We start from the raw sequence: 18,167 nt of genomic DNA, 5'->3' as shown, positions 1-18,167 counted from the left end.
CCCGACTCCGCTGCAGTCTTTTTGCGAAGATTGCTTACCTGCTCGCTTAGAATCCGTTCTCTGCCTTAAAGGAAAATCCTTGGGTGGTTTTTCAAGTGTCTGTTCCAGTATCTTTTCAGGATGTTTAAGCTAAAAGGACTTGTAAGCGTAGCTTTGCGCACAAAAGCGAATGAGTTTAGCGGAGGGGCGGTCGGGTCAAGGAAGCTTTCTTAACGTAGCGGAGCCGCCGGTTTACATCAGGTATTACCCAGAGGTTTGGCGTAGCTGTTAAGAAAGCAAGTTGACCAGCCCTGGAGCTACTGAGTGAGCGTTGTGCGTAAAGCTACCTGACCCAAGCAACATTTTTCATTCATGCGTGTTGTAACTTAAGCTCCATGGGAGCCCGATATGCCAAAAAAGCCTGTCATATGTGACAGGCTTTTTGCGTTAATTTTATCACCGAACCGTATCAGACCAACTTCTGACCGCAGTTGGAGCAAAAGTTAGCGCCCTCGGTCTTTTGTCCGCAGTTCGGGCAGAAGTTCGGCTTTTTTAAACCGGGTTCGCTGCCACTCTTCGGCGCGGAGCTGTCCTTCTCTTGTACCTGTTCCTGCTTGGGATTGCTCATATCCCGCATCATTTCATTGGCCATCTGCATCCCGATAACCATGCCGGTCATATCGGATGCGGCGCTGCCGCCTTGTCCTCTCCCGCCGGAAATTCCGTCCAGCACGGACACCTGCTGATAGCGTCCCATATCACCAATCATGGTATGGGATGCGGTTTTTGCAATCATCTGCTGAATTTCTTCCGGATAGGTAAAGCTCATGATGGTAAACTCGGTTACCGTGATGCCCATATCATAAATCTGCATATCCAGATCAGTTTTCAGGCAGTTGGCAATAGCGAAGGAGTTGGACTGTAGATTGAACATATCCTTGCCTTCCTTGACAATCCATTTCATCAGAAGCTGGTCAAGCATCGCCATGATGCGAAGCTTGACATCCTCGACCAGAAACGAATCCTTTACGCCTGCAATTTTATCAATCAATTTAACATAATCATTGACCTTGAAAGTGAACGTTCCGTTAGCGCGGATGGGCATGCCACCGGGAAGCTGCGGCACCGGAATGTTGATGGCACTTTTGGTACCCCATTTTACCGTGAATTCCTTGGTATTGACAAACAGAACCTCTGCGCGCATCCCCGAATTGAACCCGAATTTAAATCCCTTGAGGGTGGACAAAAACGGGACAATCTGGGACTCGATGTCATAATCTCCTTCGTCCTTAAAAATGCCTTCTATCCTGCCGTTAAAAAGGAAAATAGCGTCCTGTCCCGGGCGAATAATCAGCTTACTGCCTCTTTTGATTTCGCGGTTGTGCCATTTCCAGAAGATCATGTCCTCGCGAAATTCTTCCCACTCCACAACATTGGAAAACTGTCCGGAAAAAAATCCCATTTATTTTGCATCCTTTCTATTCTAAAATCGTGCCTTTAATTCAATGTTAGAAGCTTCGACCGCCGCCGCTGTGGGAATGACCTCCCGGAGAGATCCCTCCGCCGCCGAAGCCGCCTCCGCCACCACCAAAGCCGCTGTTGTTATTGTGCTCGTCCTTTTTCGGCCGTCTTACTTTGGTAACGGAGGTTCGGATATACTGGTCACTGTGCGCGAGAAGACGGGAATGTGCAGGGTCAAGATAGGTGCGATTGTTGGTCGTGACCCTGCCGCCGGAGCGGGCAGCCATTATGCTCACCACTGCAGCACCGATCACCACCGCCAGGCTAAGCTGGAAAAGGGTATTGAAGAAGATCGAGTCCTCCTGTTCAGTATATCCGGTACCTTCGCTCCTGGGCGGGTCATAGTGGGTAGAGCCGCCAGGGTTTACGCCGGGGGAACCTTGGACCTCCTGCTGCATATAAGAAGCAGCCTGTTCAATATATCCGAGCATGGCGTCATAGTAATTTCCGTCAGCAAGCAGCGGCGTAATGTCATCCAAGATAGATTCGATCCGTTGATTGTTCAGATAGGTTTGCAACCTGCCATAGCCTTGAATTTCCACACTGCGCGCACCGGGTGTCATATTGAGCAGCAGCAGCGCCGCCGAACGGTACACGCCGTTCTCATCGGCCCCGTTGGCATCATAGAACTCCTCCAGATAGAGCTGCGGGGTTTTTTCGCCCAGATCATTCGTTGTCACAATGACAATATCGATGTCGCTTTCCGAACCGTATTGCTTGCTGGTTTCCTCCAGCGATGCGCGCTCATCTTCAGTGAAAAGCTGTGCGCTATCAAAAACCCTTTGCTCCTGCAAGGCTGCCGTCACGCCGGTCGGACAGACGGCATACAGCATGATGACCAAAAGTAGAGCAAGCTTTACCGCTCTTTTTCCCATTATAAAACCCCTCCTTCCATCAACATGGCAATGATTTTTATGATGACAAAGGATGCTGTGCTGATGCCGGCGAACCATGCTGCAATTTTTCCCGGACTGAGGGGGGGCTTACCGACGATTTTGCCGGTCTGGCCGTTCATGGCAAAGACATATTCCTTTTGTCCATAGTCATACCGAACCATCCACACGGGGAAAAGGGTGTAATCGGCCTTTTTTTCATTAATGTTGATATTCTTGCTGATAAAGTTGGTGGTGGTATAACCGCTAATCGTGGAGCTGATATAATCGGAAACATAGCGCTCCACTCTGGTGCGCACCCGGGGGAACAGATCCCGGTTGTCATAGTCATACTTTTCAGCGAGAAAACCGGCTAGATAGGGCATCCTGAAATCCTTTAAGTTACCATAATCATAGGGTTCCAGCTTATCCATCAGAGCATCGTCCATTTTCTGCGAGGCATCCACAGGTACTTGACTATAATTCAGGTCAACAGCGCGGTGCACATGAAAAAAGCTGGTTTCCGTGTAGGTATAGTCAGCGTCCGAGTAAACCCTCACCTTGGTGCATTCCGCCGTGGCTTCCCCCCAACCATTGAGATCATACAGCCAGAAGGGCACATAGATGCCGGTGATGCTCTTGATGCGGTTGGCAGACATCAGCTCCTTGGGCGTGAGCAAACCCTTTCGGCACCATTTTTTAAAGGCCTCCTGGGCCTGCTGGCGGCCGATCGAAAAGGGAATGACCTTTGCGGGGGCAAGACTGCCTTTAAGGCGGTCATTCAAAACAACTGCCGCACCGCAAAAGCTGCACGAAGTTGCTACAGTATCTTTGTCGGTCATCAGCACTGCGCCGCAATTCTGGCAGTGGTATTGATTGACTTCGTCCTCGTTCCAAGGGGTGTGTCCTCTGGAGGATGCAGCTCCTTGGTTTTGAGCATCTCCCTGCTTTGGTATATCTTCGATGCTCTGGTTTGTGCCGCAGCTGTCACAATGCAGCATACCGCTTGTACTGTCAAATGCCATATCGGCTCCGCAATTCGGGCATTTATAATGTACGACCATAAGTGCGTCTGCTCCTTTCAGCTCCCTGTCTTTCCACAAAACATAGCTCAAGTCTTTTGGCCACGAACAAAAAGAAGCCGCCTTGGATGATTTCTTCTAAGGCAGCTTCTTCCCATAATTACTTATTTAAGCTGGCTTTTAATGCAGCAAGCTCATCATCAATGCTGGCATCAGGCTGTGCATCATATTTTGCCGCCAGATCCTTAATGGAAGACTGCGATGACTTGTTCAGCTCAGCCATGGCTTTGGCCTTATCCAGGGCCTTGTCCGCCAGTGCCTCATACCGCTCAAAGCCGGCGATTGAAGCGTTGGCATCCGAGACCGAGGACATCATTTTGTTCATGCGGTCCTGGGTCTTCGCGGCGGCCAGCTTGCCCTTAATCATATCTCTTCGGGACTCAAGCTCACCGATATCCGAAACCAGCTTATCATGCATTTCCCGCATGTGGGCAGCGTTTGCCTGAGCAAGATTGTACGTTTCCTGCAGCCCGGCCAGCTTGGAATTCAAAGAGGCCTTATGCTCCAGAAACTTTTTTGCATCCACTTCGTTGTTCGCTTCCAACGCCTTGACAGCATAAGACTGCATTTTTGCAATGTCTTCAGTGCATTCATCCAGTTCTCTTTTAGCGCGCTGTTCCTCCGCCATAATGGTGGCGGTTTCCGATTTGACCTTGCCCAGATCGCTGTTCAGGTTCCGTAGACACTGATCAATCATCTTTTCCGGATCTTCCACTTTATCAAGCAGGGCGTTGATATTGCTTGACATAATCTCTTTAAATCTCGCCAGAATACTCATTCGCCATTCCTCCATCAAATAAATAGAATAGTATGATGACATGCCAAAGTTTAAGCCTGAAACCGCATTAAGCGTCGCTCATGGTATGGTTTTAAAGTGTATAATGTCTGTTTAAAAATATTATACTACGGGCGGCTTAAAGCATCAATCAGGGGATTATTTACAATTTACAGGATTTAGATATTCCTTTGAGGTGTTGGGAATGCGCATTTAAGAGGCCCTTTCTAATCTGTTTTATCAGATCAGAAGGGCCTCTTAAATCAAAGAGCATCGATGAAATTATAAAAACGAGTTTTCCTTAAGTGCTAAAGCGAGTTAACTGATTGTATCGGAAGGGAGTTCATAGTTAGATCCAGGTTCTTCGTCGTTTTGGTATACGGACATATCCATGTCGGTCTGTACCGGCTCAAATTCGCCATTATCCGTTGCTTTAGCCTCATTGGAGCTTGGTTCTGCAGTATCGCCAGGATGTCTTTCAGGACCGGGCATGGTCATAGGATAGCTGAGTGCCGGGGTATCCTGACCTGCGTTTACATCAGAAGTCATCTCAGGTTGAGCATCGGCTGCAGAGTCAAGGTCAGCATTTTGACGATTTTGCGGGGGTTCTGGTTCGGGTCTAAGATAGAATTGATCTCTCAAATTTATCACCTCAAACCAATTATGAGCTTTTCCTGGCATTATTATGCATTTTACAAAGCAAGGACGGCAGCTTCATCCCGATCCAGCTTATCCATGCAAAGCTTCAAGCGCTGAAGTAAAGCAGGTTCCTTAACCGCATCTCTCATCTGACGAAGAAGGTCGATGGTGCGGCGAATGACCGAGATAATATCCCCTTCATCCAGATTGGACAAGCGCTGAACTTCTGCAAAGGAAAGCCCTTGACTCCAAGAATAGACGATGACCGCTACCCGAGGATCATAGCGGACGGATTCCGGGCCGCAGACACTTTGAATATAACGAACTAAATCTTGCAGCGGAGCCCAATCCAATACGGGGAGCCTTTGAAAATAATCGTTCTTCCGCGCCTCAAAATCAATGGCCGATAATAAGCCGTTCAATTGGTCATCGTCCAAGGTATCCAAAATACCAGAAAAAATCAGCTCAGTGACCAATAATTCCTGAACATAAATATGACGGGCACATTCGCCACGGGGAAGCAGCTCGCCCTCCCGTATATACCCCATTTGGATCAATTGATTCTTTTTAAACTGAAATTCATTGAAGAAGAAGTCCTGGTCCGGCAAAGTTTTCAACTCTTTACGAATTTCAATCATGTTTTGCTGCAGTTTTCTCCGCTGTTTGCTTTCCTCCTCGCAAAGAGCCAGCTTGGCGTTGGGACATTTTTGCGGGGTTGTAGCCAAGAGTTTTTCCCAGTATTTGATTTTGCGAGCCATTTCCCGGCCGTAGACCCGATTTTGGCGGCGAGGTCCTAAGGCTTGGTAAGCCCGTTTGAGGCGATCAAGCTCTTTCTTTTTCGGCAGATACTTCACGGGGCAGGCAAAAGAGTCCATGTGCTGGCAGACATGCTCTCCTTTCCCGTTAAATTGTTCTTCCAGCTGAGCCAGTTCGGCAATTAAATGACCGTGGGTTTGCAGATTGCTATGGGCGGCAAAGCTCTTCTGAAAGTAAATCTGGATTTGCTCATAGGAAAGGGTGGCCTGAAGATTGAGGACCGTGTTATAGCTCAATTTAAATTGGCTGGTAAGAGGTTCCAGACGATTGATGTTAAATCGCGGCGGCGGACTCTTTTCCATGTAATTCAGATCGACCAAAGCAAAGGAATAGCCCCGTTCATCCAATCCCCGGCGTCCGGCGCGTCCGGACATTTGGAAGAATTCATGATTAGCCAGGGGACGAAAGTTCCGACCGTCAAATTTATTCAGTGTATCAAAGCAGACGGAGCGAACCGGATAGTTGATGCCAACGCTGAAGGTTTCGGTGCAGTAAAGAACATGAATTAAGCGTTTGAGGAAAAGCTCCTCCACTAATACTTTTTGTGAGGGCAGCAGTCCCGCATGGTGAAAGGCAATCCCTTTGACGGCTAACCGTCGCAGAAGTTTGGTGGAGGGGGACCATTCACTTTCTTCTCCGAAATGCTCCAGGAAAGCATCCTCTACTTGTTTTTTTTCCTGGGGGTTTAAGTAATTGGTGATTAAGGCCAGTTCAGAAGCCTTATCAGCACATTGTTTGCGGCTGAAAACAAAATAAAGGGCAGGAAGGTATTGTTTTTGTATCACCTTGATTAAATCCAGGTGATTCGTGGGAGTAAACAAACTGCCCTCTGTAGATTGAGTGGATTGGATCCGTTGGCGATAATATTTCCAGAGCTTTTCGTAGTTGACCAGACCGGTATCCCTGGAAAAATAATAGTACTCTAAAGGCACGATACGACGGTTTTCCTGGATTAATGCCACATCTTCCTGACGTATGGTTCCGATCCAATCCACCAATTGCTGGGCATTGGCGATGGTGGCACTGAGGCCTAATAATTTCATATGGGGAGGAGCCAAGATAATGGATTCCTCCCAGACTGTGCCCCGCTCTTCATCGTTAAGCCAATGAATCTCATCAAAGATGATGTAGGACACCGATTCTAAAGCGGGATCGTTGGTTATCACTTGATTGCGGAAAATCTCGGTGGTCATAATGATTAGGGGAGCTTCGGAGTTCAGCACAACATCCCCTGTTAAGATACCGACCCGATCAATACCAAAGAGCTTCTTATAGTCTTTAAACTTTTGGTTGCTCAAAGCTTTAATGGGAGCAGTATAAATAATCCGACGTCCTTCGGTCATGACTTTTTCTACAAGATAATCGGCCACAAGGGTCTTTCCTGTACCAGTGGGAGCGGCGACAATGACGGATTGCCCCTCGTCAATAGCATCTAAGGCTTCTTCCTGAAATGGATCTAATACTAAGCCGTGATAACTGCGGTCAGACACGAAAATCAACTCATTTCTTCCAGGGTTTTTCTCATTTTAACAAACCCGTATTCCAGGGTCAAATTATAGCAGGATTTCGTACAAAAAATGGTATGAGGAAGGGTATAAGCCCATATGATGAAACAAGAACTGGCCAGAGGGGGAGTCTGAATGTCATTGCGCCTAGAGGCCGAACAAGCTATGGGGCTTCGCTTTCCGGAAAGAAATGGTGAGGCAGTGATTCGTTTTGAGGAAACAATGGAGGTACCCCATGGGGCTGAAGTACTCATGCGGGGTCTTTATCGTGATCCCGAGGACATTAAAAAAGGATTTAAAAACCTCCATCAGGAGACGGCAAACCTGCTGGAGATACTTATGCCCCGTCGCGCCCGCTTAAGGGAATGGTTGGAAGAACTGCCTGAACAGCCTAAAGAAGCAGAATCTTTTTTGCGGGAAACATCGGAAAAGATTCAACACCAGGACCACAGAGTCTCTCAATTGGAAAATGAATTGATATCCAAATTGGCAGAATCCAGCTTAGAGGATTTGTTTCCTCTTCCGCTATCAGCCTTTGCCACACTATCTTATACGGATCCTAGTGTGAAAATCTTCTTGAGGACTCTTGGAAGACTTGCCGAGATACTCAAACTAAGCCCGGAGGTTCTGCGGCAAGTGGTACGGGTTCACTTCCTTAACAGTCTGCTTATTTTGGCGGGCCAGGATTTAGATGGTCAATCCTTTCAACGGGGAAATGAGGATGCCATTCTCATCGGTATTGCCTCCTTTTTTACCATTAAGCATCTAAAGAAGCATCCCCCCGAATTTCAACATTGTTATGGAGAATGGGTGAAAGCCTGGGGAGGAAAAAGTTTTCTCCGTTTAATTCCCCAGGAAAGCAGTATAGAAAAAGCAAGAGCCGCCATGATATTTTGGCGGCGCAATCCCGAATTATCTTGGGATGATATTTGGAATGGTCTTCACTCCTTTGAGCTGGAAAAAGTCACAAGTCCTCGAGCCCTTTCCTCATGGCCAGTCCGCTAATTCATGAGGGCGAAGGATTTCCATTCGCTCCCCATTGAGGCGGAGGATCCCCGATTTTTTCCACTGATTGAGGGCACGGTTGACCAGCTCACGTGAAGTGCCAATCATACTGGCTAAGTCCTTATTGGTTAATGTGGCATCGTAGTAGATAGGCTCTCCCGGTGATAAGGCCGGCTTAGCCAGTCTGAGCAACAACATAGCCAAAATCCCCGCAGTGGACCGACTGGTTAATATCCGGATAAACTCTTGATTCATGCGTAAACGCATATTAAGCTTACGAATAAGGGCAACGGCCAGACGAGGGTGATTCTCGAGAATTTTAACCATCCCCTGATTGGAAAGCACGAGGAGCGTGCTTTCTTTAAGTACTTCCGCTGTGGCTGGATAGGACCCTGGCTCCAATAAGAGAATCTCGGCAAGAGTGTCATTAGGACCGCACCAATCAAGAATTTGTTCATCTCCATTAGGTAAGGTTTTGCTGAGCTTGACTTGGCCATTTAAGATAAAATAGACTTGAGAGCCAATTTCTCCTTCAATAAAAAGGATTTGGCCTTTTCTATATTTGCGGGTTCGGAATTGAGACAGTAGAGGAATCAAATCCTCATCGGAAAGGGAGGAAAACAAACTAAACTGTCTAAGAATTTGTGGGTCAAGCAAAAAAGGATACCTCACTTTGGTTCAAATAAGATTTTCACAGGGTATCTCGGAATAGAATAATAATAGGTTAGATAGATTTTCATACAGCTTTAGGTAGGGAAGAATATATAACAAAATTTTTAAAGGAGAGTTGATATGGAGGATTTAAATAGTGTGCCAATCCAGGTTCAGTTTACGGCCGACTCACCTTTCAAAATCACTGCGCTGATCATTCAACTCCTGGTTATTGTATTGGCTATAGTATGTAGTGTCTAGAGTATGCCTGAAGGAAGGGATCAGGATCAATGGGAAGGTGTATCCGCCACTTGCTTGGCGGCCAGAACAATAGCGGAAAGAACCCGGGCTTTGTCAGGTAAGGAATCCGATTCCAGATGAGTAAGTATTTCTCCCCGCAGGGAAACATAGTACCTGCTCGGCAATTGGTTTAAAGCAAGAGCTTTGATATCGGCTTGACAACGTTCACATTCACAAGGTAGTTTGAATTTATGCATATACTCTTTGAGGACATGCTGCACCACATTTTCGGTGTGGTTTTTTAATTCGTACATTTTTCCACCTCCTATAATGTTCCTATTCTCTCTTCATAATAGATGGAATTAAGTTTATGCACAAGAGAATTTGCAAAATTCTTCTAAATCCATTCTAATATATTAAATAAGCAAAAAAATAAGTAAAAAATGTACACCTATTGAACTGTTTGGGGTAAAATACCACTGGGCCACATTGTGAAATGAGGGAAGGAAATGAATAAGATTAAACTCATTGCCACTGGAGGCACGATTGCTATGCGCAAAGATTCCTTTGGCAAGGCAGTACCGGCGGTTACCGGTCATGATCTGTTGGAAAGTATGCCTGAACTGCGGGAAGAAGCTTTTTGGGATATAGAAGAATTCAGTAATGTTGCCAGCTGCAATTTTAATCCTGAGCGGATGCTACAATTAGCACATCAAGTCAATGAATCCTTTGCGGATCCAGAGTGCCAGGGGATAATCATAACTCACGGAACGGATACATTGGAGGAAACGGCTTATTTTCTGGATCTTACAGTCAAAGACACTCGGCCGGTCATTCTCACTGCCTCCCAAAGAGATGCTTCCGAGAGAGATTCCGATGGCCCCCGCAATTTGCAGAATTCCATGAGAATTGCCACCGACCCTCACGCTAAGGAACGGGGAGTTCTGATCGCCCTCAATGAAGAGATCCATGCTGCCAGGGATGTAAGAAAACTGCACACCAGCCATGTGGATGCTTTTAGCTCCGGGGAAATGGGTTCATTGGGCAGTATTGATAATGGCGAGGTATTGTGGCACCGCAAACCTGAGCCCTCTGTTAAATTTGACCTGCCCGGAAAGCTGGCCAAGGTTATTATCTGCAAAGGCTATACAGGTATGGATGGAAGAATGCTGGAGTGTATGGTGGATTCACAGGTAGAGGCCGTTGTCATTGAAGCGTTTGGCCGAGGAAATCTCCCTCCGGAGGTAGTCCCCTCCATTGGGAAGATTACAGCAGGAAATATACCTGTGGTTATTACTTCACGCTGTTTATTTGGGCGCACTTCTCCGATATATGGCTATCCCGGCGGCGGAGCAGATCTTCAACGCCACGGTGCACTTTTTGCAGGCGATCTGTCAACAGAGAAAGTTCGTTTGCTCCTAAGCATTGCACTGGGGCAAAACGTTTCCCACAGCCGGCTTAAAGAGATTTTAAGTCGTGGAGGAGTAAAGTAGACAAGCTAGAGATAATCCATTACAATCCTAATGAAGGATGATCATGGAAAGCTATGAAAGCGAGGATTTACTCATGGATTTTTCCGGTAGAGATAAAGCAACTTACGTACAAGATACATTTAACGCCATTGCCAAACGCTATGATATGATGAATACTCTCATGAGTTTTGGCCTGGACAAGGGATGGCGAAAAAAAGCGGTGCGGACAGTCGAAGCCAAACCCGGTATGAATATGGTCGATATATGCTGTGGAACAGCTCCGCTTTCCTTAGAGCTGGCCATGACCGTGGGAGAGCAGGGACATGTAACGGGCTTGGACTTCTCTGAGAATATGCTGAAAAAAGCCGATGAGAATTTAGCGGATTCCCCCTACCGATCCATCATTGAATTACGGCAAGGAGACGCTATGAATCTGCCCTTTGCGGATAACTCCTTTGACGGGGCTACCGTGGGCTGGGGGCTGCGCAATCTGCCTGATTTGGAAAAAGGGATCCAGGAGATGGTACGAGTGGTTAAACCGGGCTGTATGGTAGTTTCCTTAGATATGGCTAAACCGACCATGCCGGGATTTAAGCAGGGGTATTGGCTCTATTTTGATAAGCTCGTTCCCTTAATGGGAAAGATCTGGGCTGGAAAGGCCAAAGCCTATCAATATCTGCATGATTCTGCAGTAGAATTCCCGGAACAACAGGAGTTGGCCAAGATCTTTGCTCGCTGCGGCTTGACGGAGACCCGCTATCAAAATCTGGCCGGGGGAGTAGTGGCTATTGTCAGTGGCCGAAAGCCCAAATTTCCTTGATGGTTTTATGTTAAAATAGTCTTGATGAAATTCGCGGGGTGATAAAAATGACAGAGTTAACTATGGGTTTAAAGGGAAGAGCAGAGAAAATTGTGGATCAAACCAATACGGCAAAAACCATGGGCAGCGGCTCGTTAGACGTATTGGCCACTCCGGCTCTGGTAGCTATGATGGAAGAAGCAGCAGTGCGTGCATTGAACTTGGCGGAAGGGCAAAGCAGTGTCGGTGTGTCTCTGAATATTAAACATACGGCAGCAACCCCTCTCGGAATGAAGGTATGGGCTGATGCTCAGTTAATCGAAATCGATCGTCGTCGTTTGGTCTTTCAAATAGAAGCATACGACGAAAAAGAGCTCATTGGTTCCGGGACACATGAGCGTTTTATCATCGATGTAGAAAAATTCATGACAAAAACCCAATCAAAAAGCCTTTAGGACGGGAGTAGTTGTCGTGGAAAGCTATGTTACGGTCTTCAATAGTTCAACATGGGAGCAAGTCATTGATAAATCCCGTTTTATTGGGGTCGTTTATCCTGTGTCGAACATAGAGGAAGTGGAGCAAAGACTTCAAGATATACGTCAAAACTATCCTAATGCCCGGCACTATGTCTATGCTTATCGGTTATATCAAGGAAAATTAGAAAAATCCACTGACGATGGCGAGCCCCAGGGCACCGGCGGAAGACCGGTTCTTGATGTTCTGCAATATCGTCAGATCTGGGATGTACTTATTGTGGTTATTCGGTATTTTGGGGGAGTTCTTCTCGGAGCAGGAGGATTGACCCGTGCCTATGGTGGGACGGCACGCCAGCTGATGGATAAGGCTGCGCTGGGACGTCTCGTGCCCCATCACGTTTATGAGATTGAGACAGGCTATGATTGGTACGAACCGTTAAAGTATTGGTTTAAACAGTTTTCCTGGGCCATCGGCAATGAAGAATTCCTTGCTACGGTCAAACTTCAGGTCTACATTCCCTGGGAGGAGAATCAGCGTTTTCGAGAGTGGCTGGCTGATTTTACCGATCAGAAAATTATCCCTCGGGAAATAGGTCATACCTTGTGCCCGGAATTATAGATTTTACTTTGAGAGAAAGAAGCCGTTCCAATATGAACTGTCAAGTTCGTTAAGCAACGGCTTCTTCGCAAATTCCCAAGCGCTTGGAAATTTGAGATCGGCAGAGTAGTCAGATTATTTTTAATATAAGAAAATAAGAACTTTCACTTGCCAATGAATTTGTTTTCACATATAATAAGGATGAAAGTAAGTGAATTTAATAACGAAGTTTAGATAGACTACCTTGTCACTACTTAAAGAACCAGGCTGAAGGAGGCTGAAATTATGTTAGGTTGGATCGCGATGTTAATCTTGGGTATCTTTTTATTAAGCTGTGGAGTCGCTGTTTGCGCATCTTGTCGTCAAATTTTTCATGTGACCTTTAATTCCTTTAATACACCAAAGGGAACAAGAAAAATCGCCAGACCCGCAGAAGCTTAAAATCAATTGAAAAGATCGACAATGGACTGTCCCTTAAAGGGGCGGTCTATTTTTATATGGTGCGGATTCCCGTAACCTCCCTTTGCGCATACTTCCCTTATCCAAGTGGTACATTAAGGGGATAAGGGAGGAGAGCCATGCTTACCTTAGCTCATTGGGTATTTATACTTTTTATTCTTCTTATTATTGCAACATTAATCTTTCGTAAGCCACCTGTTCTTCCAGCAGCCGTCGGTTTATTCGGGGTAGGATTGGCAGAAAGCCGAAATGGGATCGAGGCAGTTCAGATATCTTTTCGTGCCCTGATCCTTGCCACAAGCAATCTGCTCGGAGTCATCGTCTTGATCGGACTTGTGGTCACCCTTACCCAATTACTGCAAAAGACCAAGGCCGATCAAATTTTAGTGCGGCCTCTACTGAGGATAAAATCAATGAGTCTGGCCTATTGGGCGGTGGGGATAGCCATGTGGTTATTAACTCTTTTAATTTGGCCAACTCCGGCCTTAACCCTTTTAGGTGCCGTTGTAATTCCGATTCTGGGGAGAATTGGCATTCACCCTATTGTTCTGGCAGTAAGCTTAGCTGTTTTTGGAAAAGGGATGGGACTGTCCGGTGATTTTATCATTCAGGGAGCGCCTTCCTTAGTGAGTAAAGCCACTGGGATTCCCATAGGGGTACTGCTTTCAGCATCTTTTCCAGTGGTCATATTGAGTGGAATCTGTGGGGCGGGTTTTGGGTATATCACCTTAAAGCTATTTTTAAAGATAGAACCTGGTTCGGCAGAAAATCAAAAGCCCGAAGGGATCTCTGAAAATCTGCTGGAGAAGAGAAAGAACGGGAAGACTGAGCGGCAGGCTCGTTTTGAACGGGGCCCCTTATTGGCTGGGATTATGGCTTTAGGATATCTGGGGACAGTGATCGTGATTTTGATTTTTAAAATTCATGGTGATGAAGCCAGTGGATTAATTGGCGGGGTAACCTTGCTGATCTTATGTATTTGCACAATCCTTACGGAGGGAAGGGATGCTTTCAGCCAATTTATTATTTACGTCAAGGATGGCTTGCGTTATGCTATGGGAGTCTTTACTCCGATCATCATAATGTCCGGTTTCTTTTTTCTGGGAACGGCAGCGGGGAGTGAACAGGTTTTTCTCCGGGAGGGGCTAGGTTTCTTTTATGATTATACTATCCTTCTTGCGGAATGGATTCCCCTTACTAAGTGGACCGTGGTCGGACTTATCGTCTTTATAGCGATCCTTGCTTCGCTGGATGGGTCTGGGTTTTCCTCTTTACCTTTAGTGGGAGGTATTGCGATAGCCCTAAGTCAGGTTTCGCAGATACCCGCAGTTCCCTTAGCTGTTCTGGGTCAGGTGGTTGGGATATGGACTGGTGCAGCATTAATTCCCTGGGGATTTGTCGCTGTGACTTCTGCAGTAGCAGGTGTGGAGGTCCAACGGCTGATGAAATATACCGTACCGGCTTATCTTGCTGCAATTCTTTGTGCCTTGGGGTGGACTCTGCTTCAGCTATGATTTGGGAAGTATGCGAGAAGGAGAAACTAGGTTTATGTCGAATATACGAGATAGTATAAGATAATGAGGGGGGAGCAGAAGATTTCGTTATATTGGATAACAGCAATACTTGTCAGTGCTCCCTTTGTAATTATCGTGACTCGGATGGCCCATAGATTTAATTTGAGAAAACTAGAGGCTTCATTGGTGTCTTTTTTAATGATCACCTTTGCTCTTGTTTTCCCTACCGCTCTGCGTCGTGAAGAACTTCTTCATTGGATACTTGGACTCTGCGGCTTTCTTCTGTTCACCACTGGGGTAATAGCGCTCAGAAATCGTTCGAAAATCCCTCAGGAAAAGAACTTCACTGCGGATGAAGCAAAAGAGCAAGACAACATATCCTATCCCGAGGAAGAAAGGGCTATCGAGATACCTGAGATTCTGCGGCCGGAGCACGGGCAGGAAAGGATTAGGGAAGAAGCCGGCGATTCTGAAAATAATGCTATTCCCGAGGAATCTGAAAAATCAGAGGAACCTGAGGCGATTCTATTTGAAGAAATCAAAAAGCCTGAGGATGTCATAGAAGTGGATCGTGAGAGGGATGAAGTGGAGAAATCCCATGAAAGGGATGAGGATAAAGCATTCGAGAGCATGAACCAGGAAATGCTCGGAGGATCCGAAACCCTTGAGAAAACAGAGCCTCCACTTATACATATGAAGGAATTCGGTCTGCAGGAGCTGATTGAAAAGGGGTTTCAAGCAAAAGAACAGGAGCGTTTCCACCTGGCTGCCGAATGGTTTATCTTGGCGTTAGATCAAAAGCCCTCCTATGATATTGCTTTTTACCTCATTGTTGAAACCTGTGAGCACTGGAAGAATGGCTCCTCTATTTATGATGCGTTGGATAAGGTCACTCCTTATATCAATGAGTATATTCAAAACGCACCTCCGGAGTGGAGAACCCAACTGATGGGATGGCTGGAAAATGAAAACCTGCCCGTTCCAGGGGAAATTTTAGGAAGGATTGATTGATTAGATGAAGGCAAGTGCAGAAATCAAAGGTTTACGAATTATTAGCATATCAGAAGGAACACAAGTGGGAACAGTAAAAGATGTCATTTTAAATCCACTAAAAGGGAGTTTGGATTTTTTTGTAGTGGATCAACCCTCTGATTATTTCGGAGCGAAAGTCATTTCTTACGCCGATATTGTTGGCTTAGGAGAGTTTGCCCTGACAGTTCCTAATCCCGGTGTCATTCAAAGTGTGGCCGGCAACAATGACGCTCAAGAACTGATTAAACAGAATGTAGAGGTCATCGGAACGAAAGTATTAACCAAAAAAGGTACATTAATTGGTGAAGTTAAAGAGATTCTCATCGATGAAGAGACCGGAAAGATTGTCCAATGTCTGTTCGCTGACAATAATGGTGAAGAGCATCAAGTTGCCGGAGAACAAATCATTACTTATGGTAAGGAACTTTTAATTATCGAAGGGGGCCCCGGTGAAGTAAAAGTTGAAGTGGTAAAGGAACCAGTAAGTGTCGGTAATGAGGGAGAACAAGTACCTCAGGAAGTCACTGCTCATGTTGAAGAAGCTGTAGCAGAACAGCAAAATGAAGGAACAGAGTTTAATCTTTTCGAGCAGCGCCAATTACAATATTTTGTAGGCAAAGCAGTGGTACAGGATGTTGTTTTGGATAATGGCGAGATTTTGCCTGCCGGTGAACCTATGACAGAAGAGACAATTCGTCAGATTACGACGCGGAATAAATTAATGGAAATTACATCCTTACTTCATAAGAACTAAGTTGTGGTTATGTTATGATGAGAAGGAAACCATGGGTCTTTCTTTTAGTCATTCTGCTTAGTCAGCTTGCCCTGTCGGTTCTCTTGGGGGCTACAGTAACCTACGGTGCGGGTTATTCTAAAGCACCCGAGGGGTTGATTGTTTGGGAAAAAGATCTGAGCGGGATGACAAAGGAAGAAGCATATGAAGTCCTTATGGGAGTGATACCAAAGGCTGTTGGCTATAACCAGGAGGTTTATCCTTTAGAGCTTGAACAAACTTATCAGGATCTAAAAGATTATCTGGCGGGTCAATACATCATTTCTACCGGGAATATTATGACTGACGCTTTCGAGTACTTGCGCAGAATGTCTATTACTCTCCCATCCCCTGAACGACTCAATCAGGAAGAGATTTTTGCTCAACTTCGTAATATTGCCTTAGACATTGACCAACCGGGTAAGCCGGCTAGTGTCTATTATGAGAATGGAAAGGTCGTTCTCGAGGAAGGTAGTTTGGGAGTCAGACTCAATATAGACAAATCATGGGAACAGCTGAAGCAGAGCAATGGAACAGAGGCTGTCCTATTAATCACTGAGGTTATAGAGGTTCACCCCACCACCGCTGAATTAGAGAAAATCAAGGATCCCTTAGGGGATTACACCACATATTTTGATTCTTTCTTTTATGAACGGGTTACCAATGTACGACTTGCCGCTAAGGCGATTAATGGACTTATTCTTCCTCCGGGTGGTGAATTTTCCTTTAATGATGTGGTGGGGAAACGAGAGCCTGAAAGAGGGTATTTGCCGGCCTTAATATATATGGGCAACAAAGTTGTCACTGATGATGGAGGGGGAATCTGCCAGGATTCGACCACCCTTTATCAAGCAATTAAACAGGCAAAGCTGGAAGTAGTGGAAAGGCACAGTCATTCTATGCCGGTTTCTTATGTTCCACTGGGTCAGGATGCTACGGTTGCCTATGGAGTGCTGGATTTTCGTTTTCGTAATACTACCCAGGGTTATCTGCTTATTAATGCAGTCACAGGGGGCAATTGGATTCGGGTAAGGATTTTCGGCATGGCTGATTCTGAACATCCTGTGCTTAATGAACCCGACGGTTATCCTGTAAAACCTGGAGAATGGCTAAATGATAAATAACACGAGGAAGTCGATTATTTAAAAGCCGCCCAATATGAGCGGCTTTAATTTTTTGGGCATTACATATAGTTTTCAATAACGAGTTTTAGTGCAACCAGCAGAGACATGGTAATAAAGATTGGCTTAATCAAGGCGCTGCCTCTATGAATAGCCAGATGGGTACCTAGTCGGGAACCCAAAAACATGGATAATGCCATGGGGATTCCATAGGTATAAATAATCTTACCGCTCAAAGCAAAGAGAATAAGTGAAACAAAGTTGCTTATAAAATTAAGGACTTTTGCATTGGCTGAAGAAACGGTGAAATTAAAACCATAAAGAGTGATATAGCAAAAAATCAAGAAGGATCCAGTACCTGGACCGAAAAATCCATCATAAAAGCCAAGAACGAAAGCAAAAAGAAAGCCCAGAAGCCGTGATAGGGGAGTTATTCCCTGAAATCTATCTTCTAACCCTAGATTTTTTTGCAGCAAAGTGTAAAAACCAACCAAGAGAATCAAGATAGGAACGGCTTTGGTTAAAAAATCGGAAGAAATATGTAAGATAGACCATACCCCTAAACAGGTCCCAATAAACGTAAAGGGAATTTGCCATATAACCACGGGAAGATACACTTTCCCGGAGCGGGCATAGGTTAATGAACTGGTCAGAGAACCTACGGTGGCGGCAAATTTATTAGTTCCCAAGGCATAATGAGGTGGAATACCAACCAGTAGTAAAGCGGGAAGGCTGATTAACCCTCCGCCCCCGGCAATGGCATCAATTGTGGCAGCGATAAATCCGAGAACACAGAGTAGAATGATTTCATCAAACATAATAATCCTCTTTCTCGTGGG

General features: G+C 45.7%; 19 protein-coding genes. 10 read left to right on the top strand and 9 right to left on the bottom strand.

The window, feature by feature from the left end; translation table 11 throughout:
• Positions 1 to 448: 448 nt before the first annotated feature.
• The 6 genes from DESPCE1_RS0112665 to DESPCE1_RS0112640 form a co-directional block, all read right to left on the bottom strand.
• Entirely contained in the window at positions 449 to 1,441 is a 993-nt protein-coding gene (locus tag DESPCE1_RS0112665) for an SPFH domain-containing protein (RefSeq protein WP_019850688.1), read from the bottom strand.
• A gap of 46 nt (positions 1,442 to 1,487) precedes the next feature.
• Complete coding sequence (locus tag DESPCE1_RS0112660) at positions 1,488 to 2,375, bottom strand: TPM domain-containing protein (RefSeq protein ID WP_014794359.1); 888 nt, start codon at positions 2,373 to 2,375, stop codon at positions 1,488 to 1,490.
• On the bottom strand, positions 2,375 to 3,436 hold the full coding sequence (locus DESPCE1_RS0112655) for a TFIIB-type zinc ribbon-containing protein (protein WP_019850687.1): 1,062 nt from the start codon (positions 3,434 to 3,436) through the stop codon (positions 2,375 to 2,377). The genes DESPCE1_RS0112660 and DESPCE1_RS0112655 overlap by 1 nt, the downstream gene beginning before the upstream one ends.
• 118 nt (positions 3,437 to 3,554) lie before the next feature.
• Entirely contained in the window at positions 3,555 to 4,232 is a 678-nt protein-coding gene (locus DESPCE1_RS0112650) for a PspA/IM30 family protein (RefSeq protein ID WP_019850686.1), read from the bottom strand.
• A 315-nt stretch (positions 4,233 to 4,547) separates the two neighbouring features.
• Positions 4,548 to 4,880: a hypothetical protein gene (locus DESPCE1_RS0112645; RefSeq protein ID WP_242835437.1), complete on the bottom strand. Its 333-nt coding sequence runs from the start codon at positions 4,878 to 4,880 to the stop codon at positions 4,548 to 4,550.
• 41 nt (positions 4,881 to 4,921) lie between these two features.
• Positions 4,922 to 7,183 carry an RNA helicase gene (locus tag DESPCE1_RS0112640; RefSeq protein ID WP_019850684.1) on the bottom strand — a complete coding sequence of 754 codons (2,262 nt, stop codon included), beginning with the start codon at positions 7,181 to 7,183 and terminating at the stop codon, positions 4,922 to 4,924.
• 141 nt (positions 7,184 to 7,324) lie between these two features.
• Here DESPCE1_RS0112640 and DESPCE1_RS0112635 point away from each other — a divergent pair, with 141 nt between their 5' ends.
• Entirely contained in the window at positions 7,325 to 8,194 is an 870-nt protein-coding gene (locus DESPCE1_RS0112635; RefSeq protein WP_019850683.1) for a hypothetical protein, read from the top strand.
• Here DESPCE1_RS0112635 and DESPCE1_RS0112630 read toward each other — a convergent pair.
• Positions 8,177 to 8,851, bottom strand: a complete 675-nt coding sequence (locus tag DESPCE1_RS0112630; protein WP_014794353.1) for a Crp/Fnr family transcriptional regulator — start codon at positions 8,849 to 8,851, stop codon at positions 8,177 to 8,179. The two genes, DESPCE1_RS0112635 and DESPCE1_RS0112630, sit on opposite strands and share 18 nt — an antisense overlap.
• A gap of 281 nt (positions 8,852 to 9,132) precedes the next feature.
• Positions 9,133 to 9,399, bottom strand: coding sequence for a late competence development ComFB family protein (locus DESPCE1_RS0112620; protein ID WP_014794351.1), 267 nt, complete (start codon positions 9,397 to 9,399; stop codon positions 9,133 to 9,135).
• A 195-nt stretch (positions 9,400 to 9,594) separates the two neighbouring features.
• On the opposite strand from DESPCE1_RS0112620, the gene DESPCE1_RS0112615 reads away from it, so the two are divergent.
• The 9 genes from DESPCE1_RS0112615 (at position 9,595) to DESPCE1_RS0112575 (ending at position 17,331) form a co-directional block, all read left to right on the top strand.
• The gene (locus DESPCE1_RS0112615; protein WP_014794350.1) at positions 9,595 to 10,578 is read left to right on the top strand and encodes an asparaginase; all 984 of its coding nucleotides are present in this window, start codon (positions 9,595 to 9,597) and stop codon (positions 10,576 to 10,578) included.
• Positions 10,579 to 10,651: 73 nt separating this feature from the next.
• Positions 10,652 to 11,377: a demethylmenaquinone methyltransferase gene (locus tag DESPCE1_RS0112610; protein WP_028305561.1), complete on the top strand. Its 726-nt coding sequence runs from the start codon at positions 10,652 to 10,654 to the stop codon at positions 11,375 to 11,377.
• A gap of 47 nt (positions 11,378 to 11,424) precedes the next feature.
• Positions 11,425 to 11,811 carry a thioesterase family protein gene (locus DESPCE1_RS0112605; protein WP_019850682.1) on the top strand — a complete coding sequence of 129 codons (387 nt, stop codon included), beginning with the start codon at positions 11,425 to 11,427 and terminating at the stop codon, positions 11,809 to 11,811.
• A 16-nt stretch (positions 11,812 to 11,827) separates the two neighbouring features.
• Complete coding sequence (locus DESPCE1_RS0112600; protein WP_019850681.1) at positions 11,828 to 12,451, top strand: YigZ family protein; 624 nt, start codon at positions 11,828 to 11,830, stop codon at positions 12,449 to 12,451.
• Positions 12,452 to 12,715: 264 nt separating this feature from the next.
• Positions 12,716 to 12,871, top strand: a complete 156-nt coding sequence (locus DESPCE1_RS23345) for a hypothetical protein (RefSeq protein ID WP_014794346.1) — start codon at positions 12,716 to 12,718, stop codon at positions 12,869 to 12,871.
• 137 nt (positions 12,872 to 13,008) lie between these two features.
• Positions 13,009 to 14,403 (top strand): hypothetical protein, encoded by a 1,395-nt coding sequence (locus DESPCE1_RS0112590; protein ID WP_019850680.1) that lies wholly within the window; start codon positions 13,009 to 13,011, stop codon positions 14,401 to 14,403.
• 186 nt (positions 14,404 to 14,589) lie between these two features.
• Positions 14,590 to 15,414, top strand: a complete 825-nt coding sequence (locus tag DESPCE1_RS0112585) for a hypothetical protein (protein ID WP_019850679.1) — start codon at positions 14,590 to 14,592, stop codon at positions 15,412 to 15,414.
• Between the two features lie 4 nt (positions 15,415 to 15,418).
• Positions 15,419 to 16,189 (top strand): PRC-barrel domain-containing protein, encoded by a 771-nt coding sequence (locus DESPCE1_RS0112580; RefSeq protein WP_014794343.1) that lies wholly within the window; start codon positions 15,419 to 15,421, stop codon positions 16,187 to 16,189.
• Between the two features lie 14 nt (positions 16,190 to 16,203).
• Positions 16,204 to 17,331, top strand: coding sequence for a VanW family protein (locus DESPCE1_RS0112575; protein ID WP_014794342.1), 1,128 nt, complete (start codon positions 16,204 to 16,206; stop codon positions 17,329 to 17,331).
• Between the two features lie 59 nt (positions 17,332 to 17,390).
• Here the strand turns inward: DESPCE1_RS0112575 and DESPCE1_RS0112570 are convergent, their stop codons facing one another.
• A complete protein-coding gene (locus DESPCE1_RS0112570) occupies positions 17,391 to 18,146 on the bottom strand; it encodes a TSUP family transporter (protein ID WP_014794341.1) in 756 nt (251 codons plus the stop codon).
• Between the last annotated feature and the right edge of the window lie 21 nt (positions 18,147 to 18,167).

It is taken from the genome of Desulfitobacterium sp. PCE1 (assembly GCF_000384015.1).
GTDB classification, from domain to species: domain Bacteria; phylum Bacillota; class Desulfitobacteriia; order Desulfitobacteriales; family Desulfitobacteriaceae; genus Desulfitobacterium; species Desulfitobacterium dehalogenans.
This window is presented reverse-complemented; position numbering and strand designations above follow the sequence as displayed.

Coding starts and splice junctions, on each gene's coding strand:
- DESPCE1_RS0112660 (WP_014794359.1), bottom strand. CDS start 2,375: ATGGGAAAAAGAGCGGTAAAGCTTGCTCTACTTTTGGTCATCATGCTG.
- DESPCE1_RS0112610 (WP_028305561.1), top strand. CDS start 10,652: ATGGATTTTTCCGGTAGAGATAAAGCAACTTACGTACAAGATACATTT.
- DESPCE1_RS0112615 (WP_014794350.1), top strand. CDS start 9,595: ATGAATAAGATTAAACTCATTGCCACTGGAGGCACGATTGCTATGCGC.
- DESPCE1_RS0112665 (WP_019850688.1), bottom strand. CDS start 1,441: ATGGGATTTTTTTCCGGACAGTTTTCCAATGTTGTGGAGTGGGAAGAA.
- DESPCE1_RS0112575 (WP_014794342.1), top strand. CDS start 16,204: ATGATGAGAAGGAAACCATGGGTCTTTCTTTTAGTCATTCTGCTTAGT.
- DESPCE1_RS0112650 (WP_019850686.1), bottom strand. CDS start 4,232: ATGAGTATTCTGGCGAGATTTAAAGAGATTATGTCAAGCAATATCAAC.
- DESPCE1_RS0112590 (WP_019850680.1), top strand. CDS start 13,009: ATGCTTACCTTAGCTCATTGGGTATTTATACTTTTTATTCTTCTTATT.
- DESPCE1_RS0112635 (WP_019850683.1), top strand. CDS start 7,325: ATGTCATTGCGCCTAGAGGCCGAACAAGCTATGGGGCTTCGCTTTCCG.
- DESPCE1_RS0112570 (WP_014794341.1), bottom strand. CDS start 18,146: ATGTTTGATGAAATCATTCTACTCTGTGTTCTCGGATTTATCGCTGCC.
- DESPCE1_RS23345 (WP_014794346.1), top strand. CDS start 12,716: ATGTTAGGTTGGATCGCGATGTTAATCTTGGGTATCTTTTTATTAAGC.
- DESPCE1_RS0112620 (WP_014794351.1), bottom strand. CDS start 9,399: ATGTACGAATTAAAAAACCACACCGAAAATGTGGTGCAGCATGTCCTC.
- DESPCE1_RS0112580 (WP_014794343.1), top strand. CDS start 15,419: ATGAAGGCAAGTGCAGAAATCAAAGGTTTACGAATTATTAGCATATCA.
- DESPCE1_RS0112655 (WP_019850687.1), bottom strand. CDS start 3,436: ATGGTCGTACATTATAAATGCCCGAATTGCGGAGCCGATATGGCATTT.
- DESPCE1_RS0112605 (WP_019850682.1), top strand. CDS start 11,425: ATGACAGAGTTAACTATGGGTTTAAAGGGAAGAGCAGAGAAAATTGTG.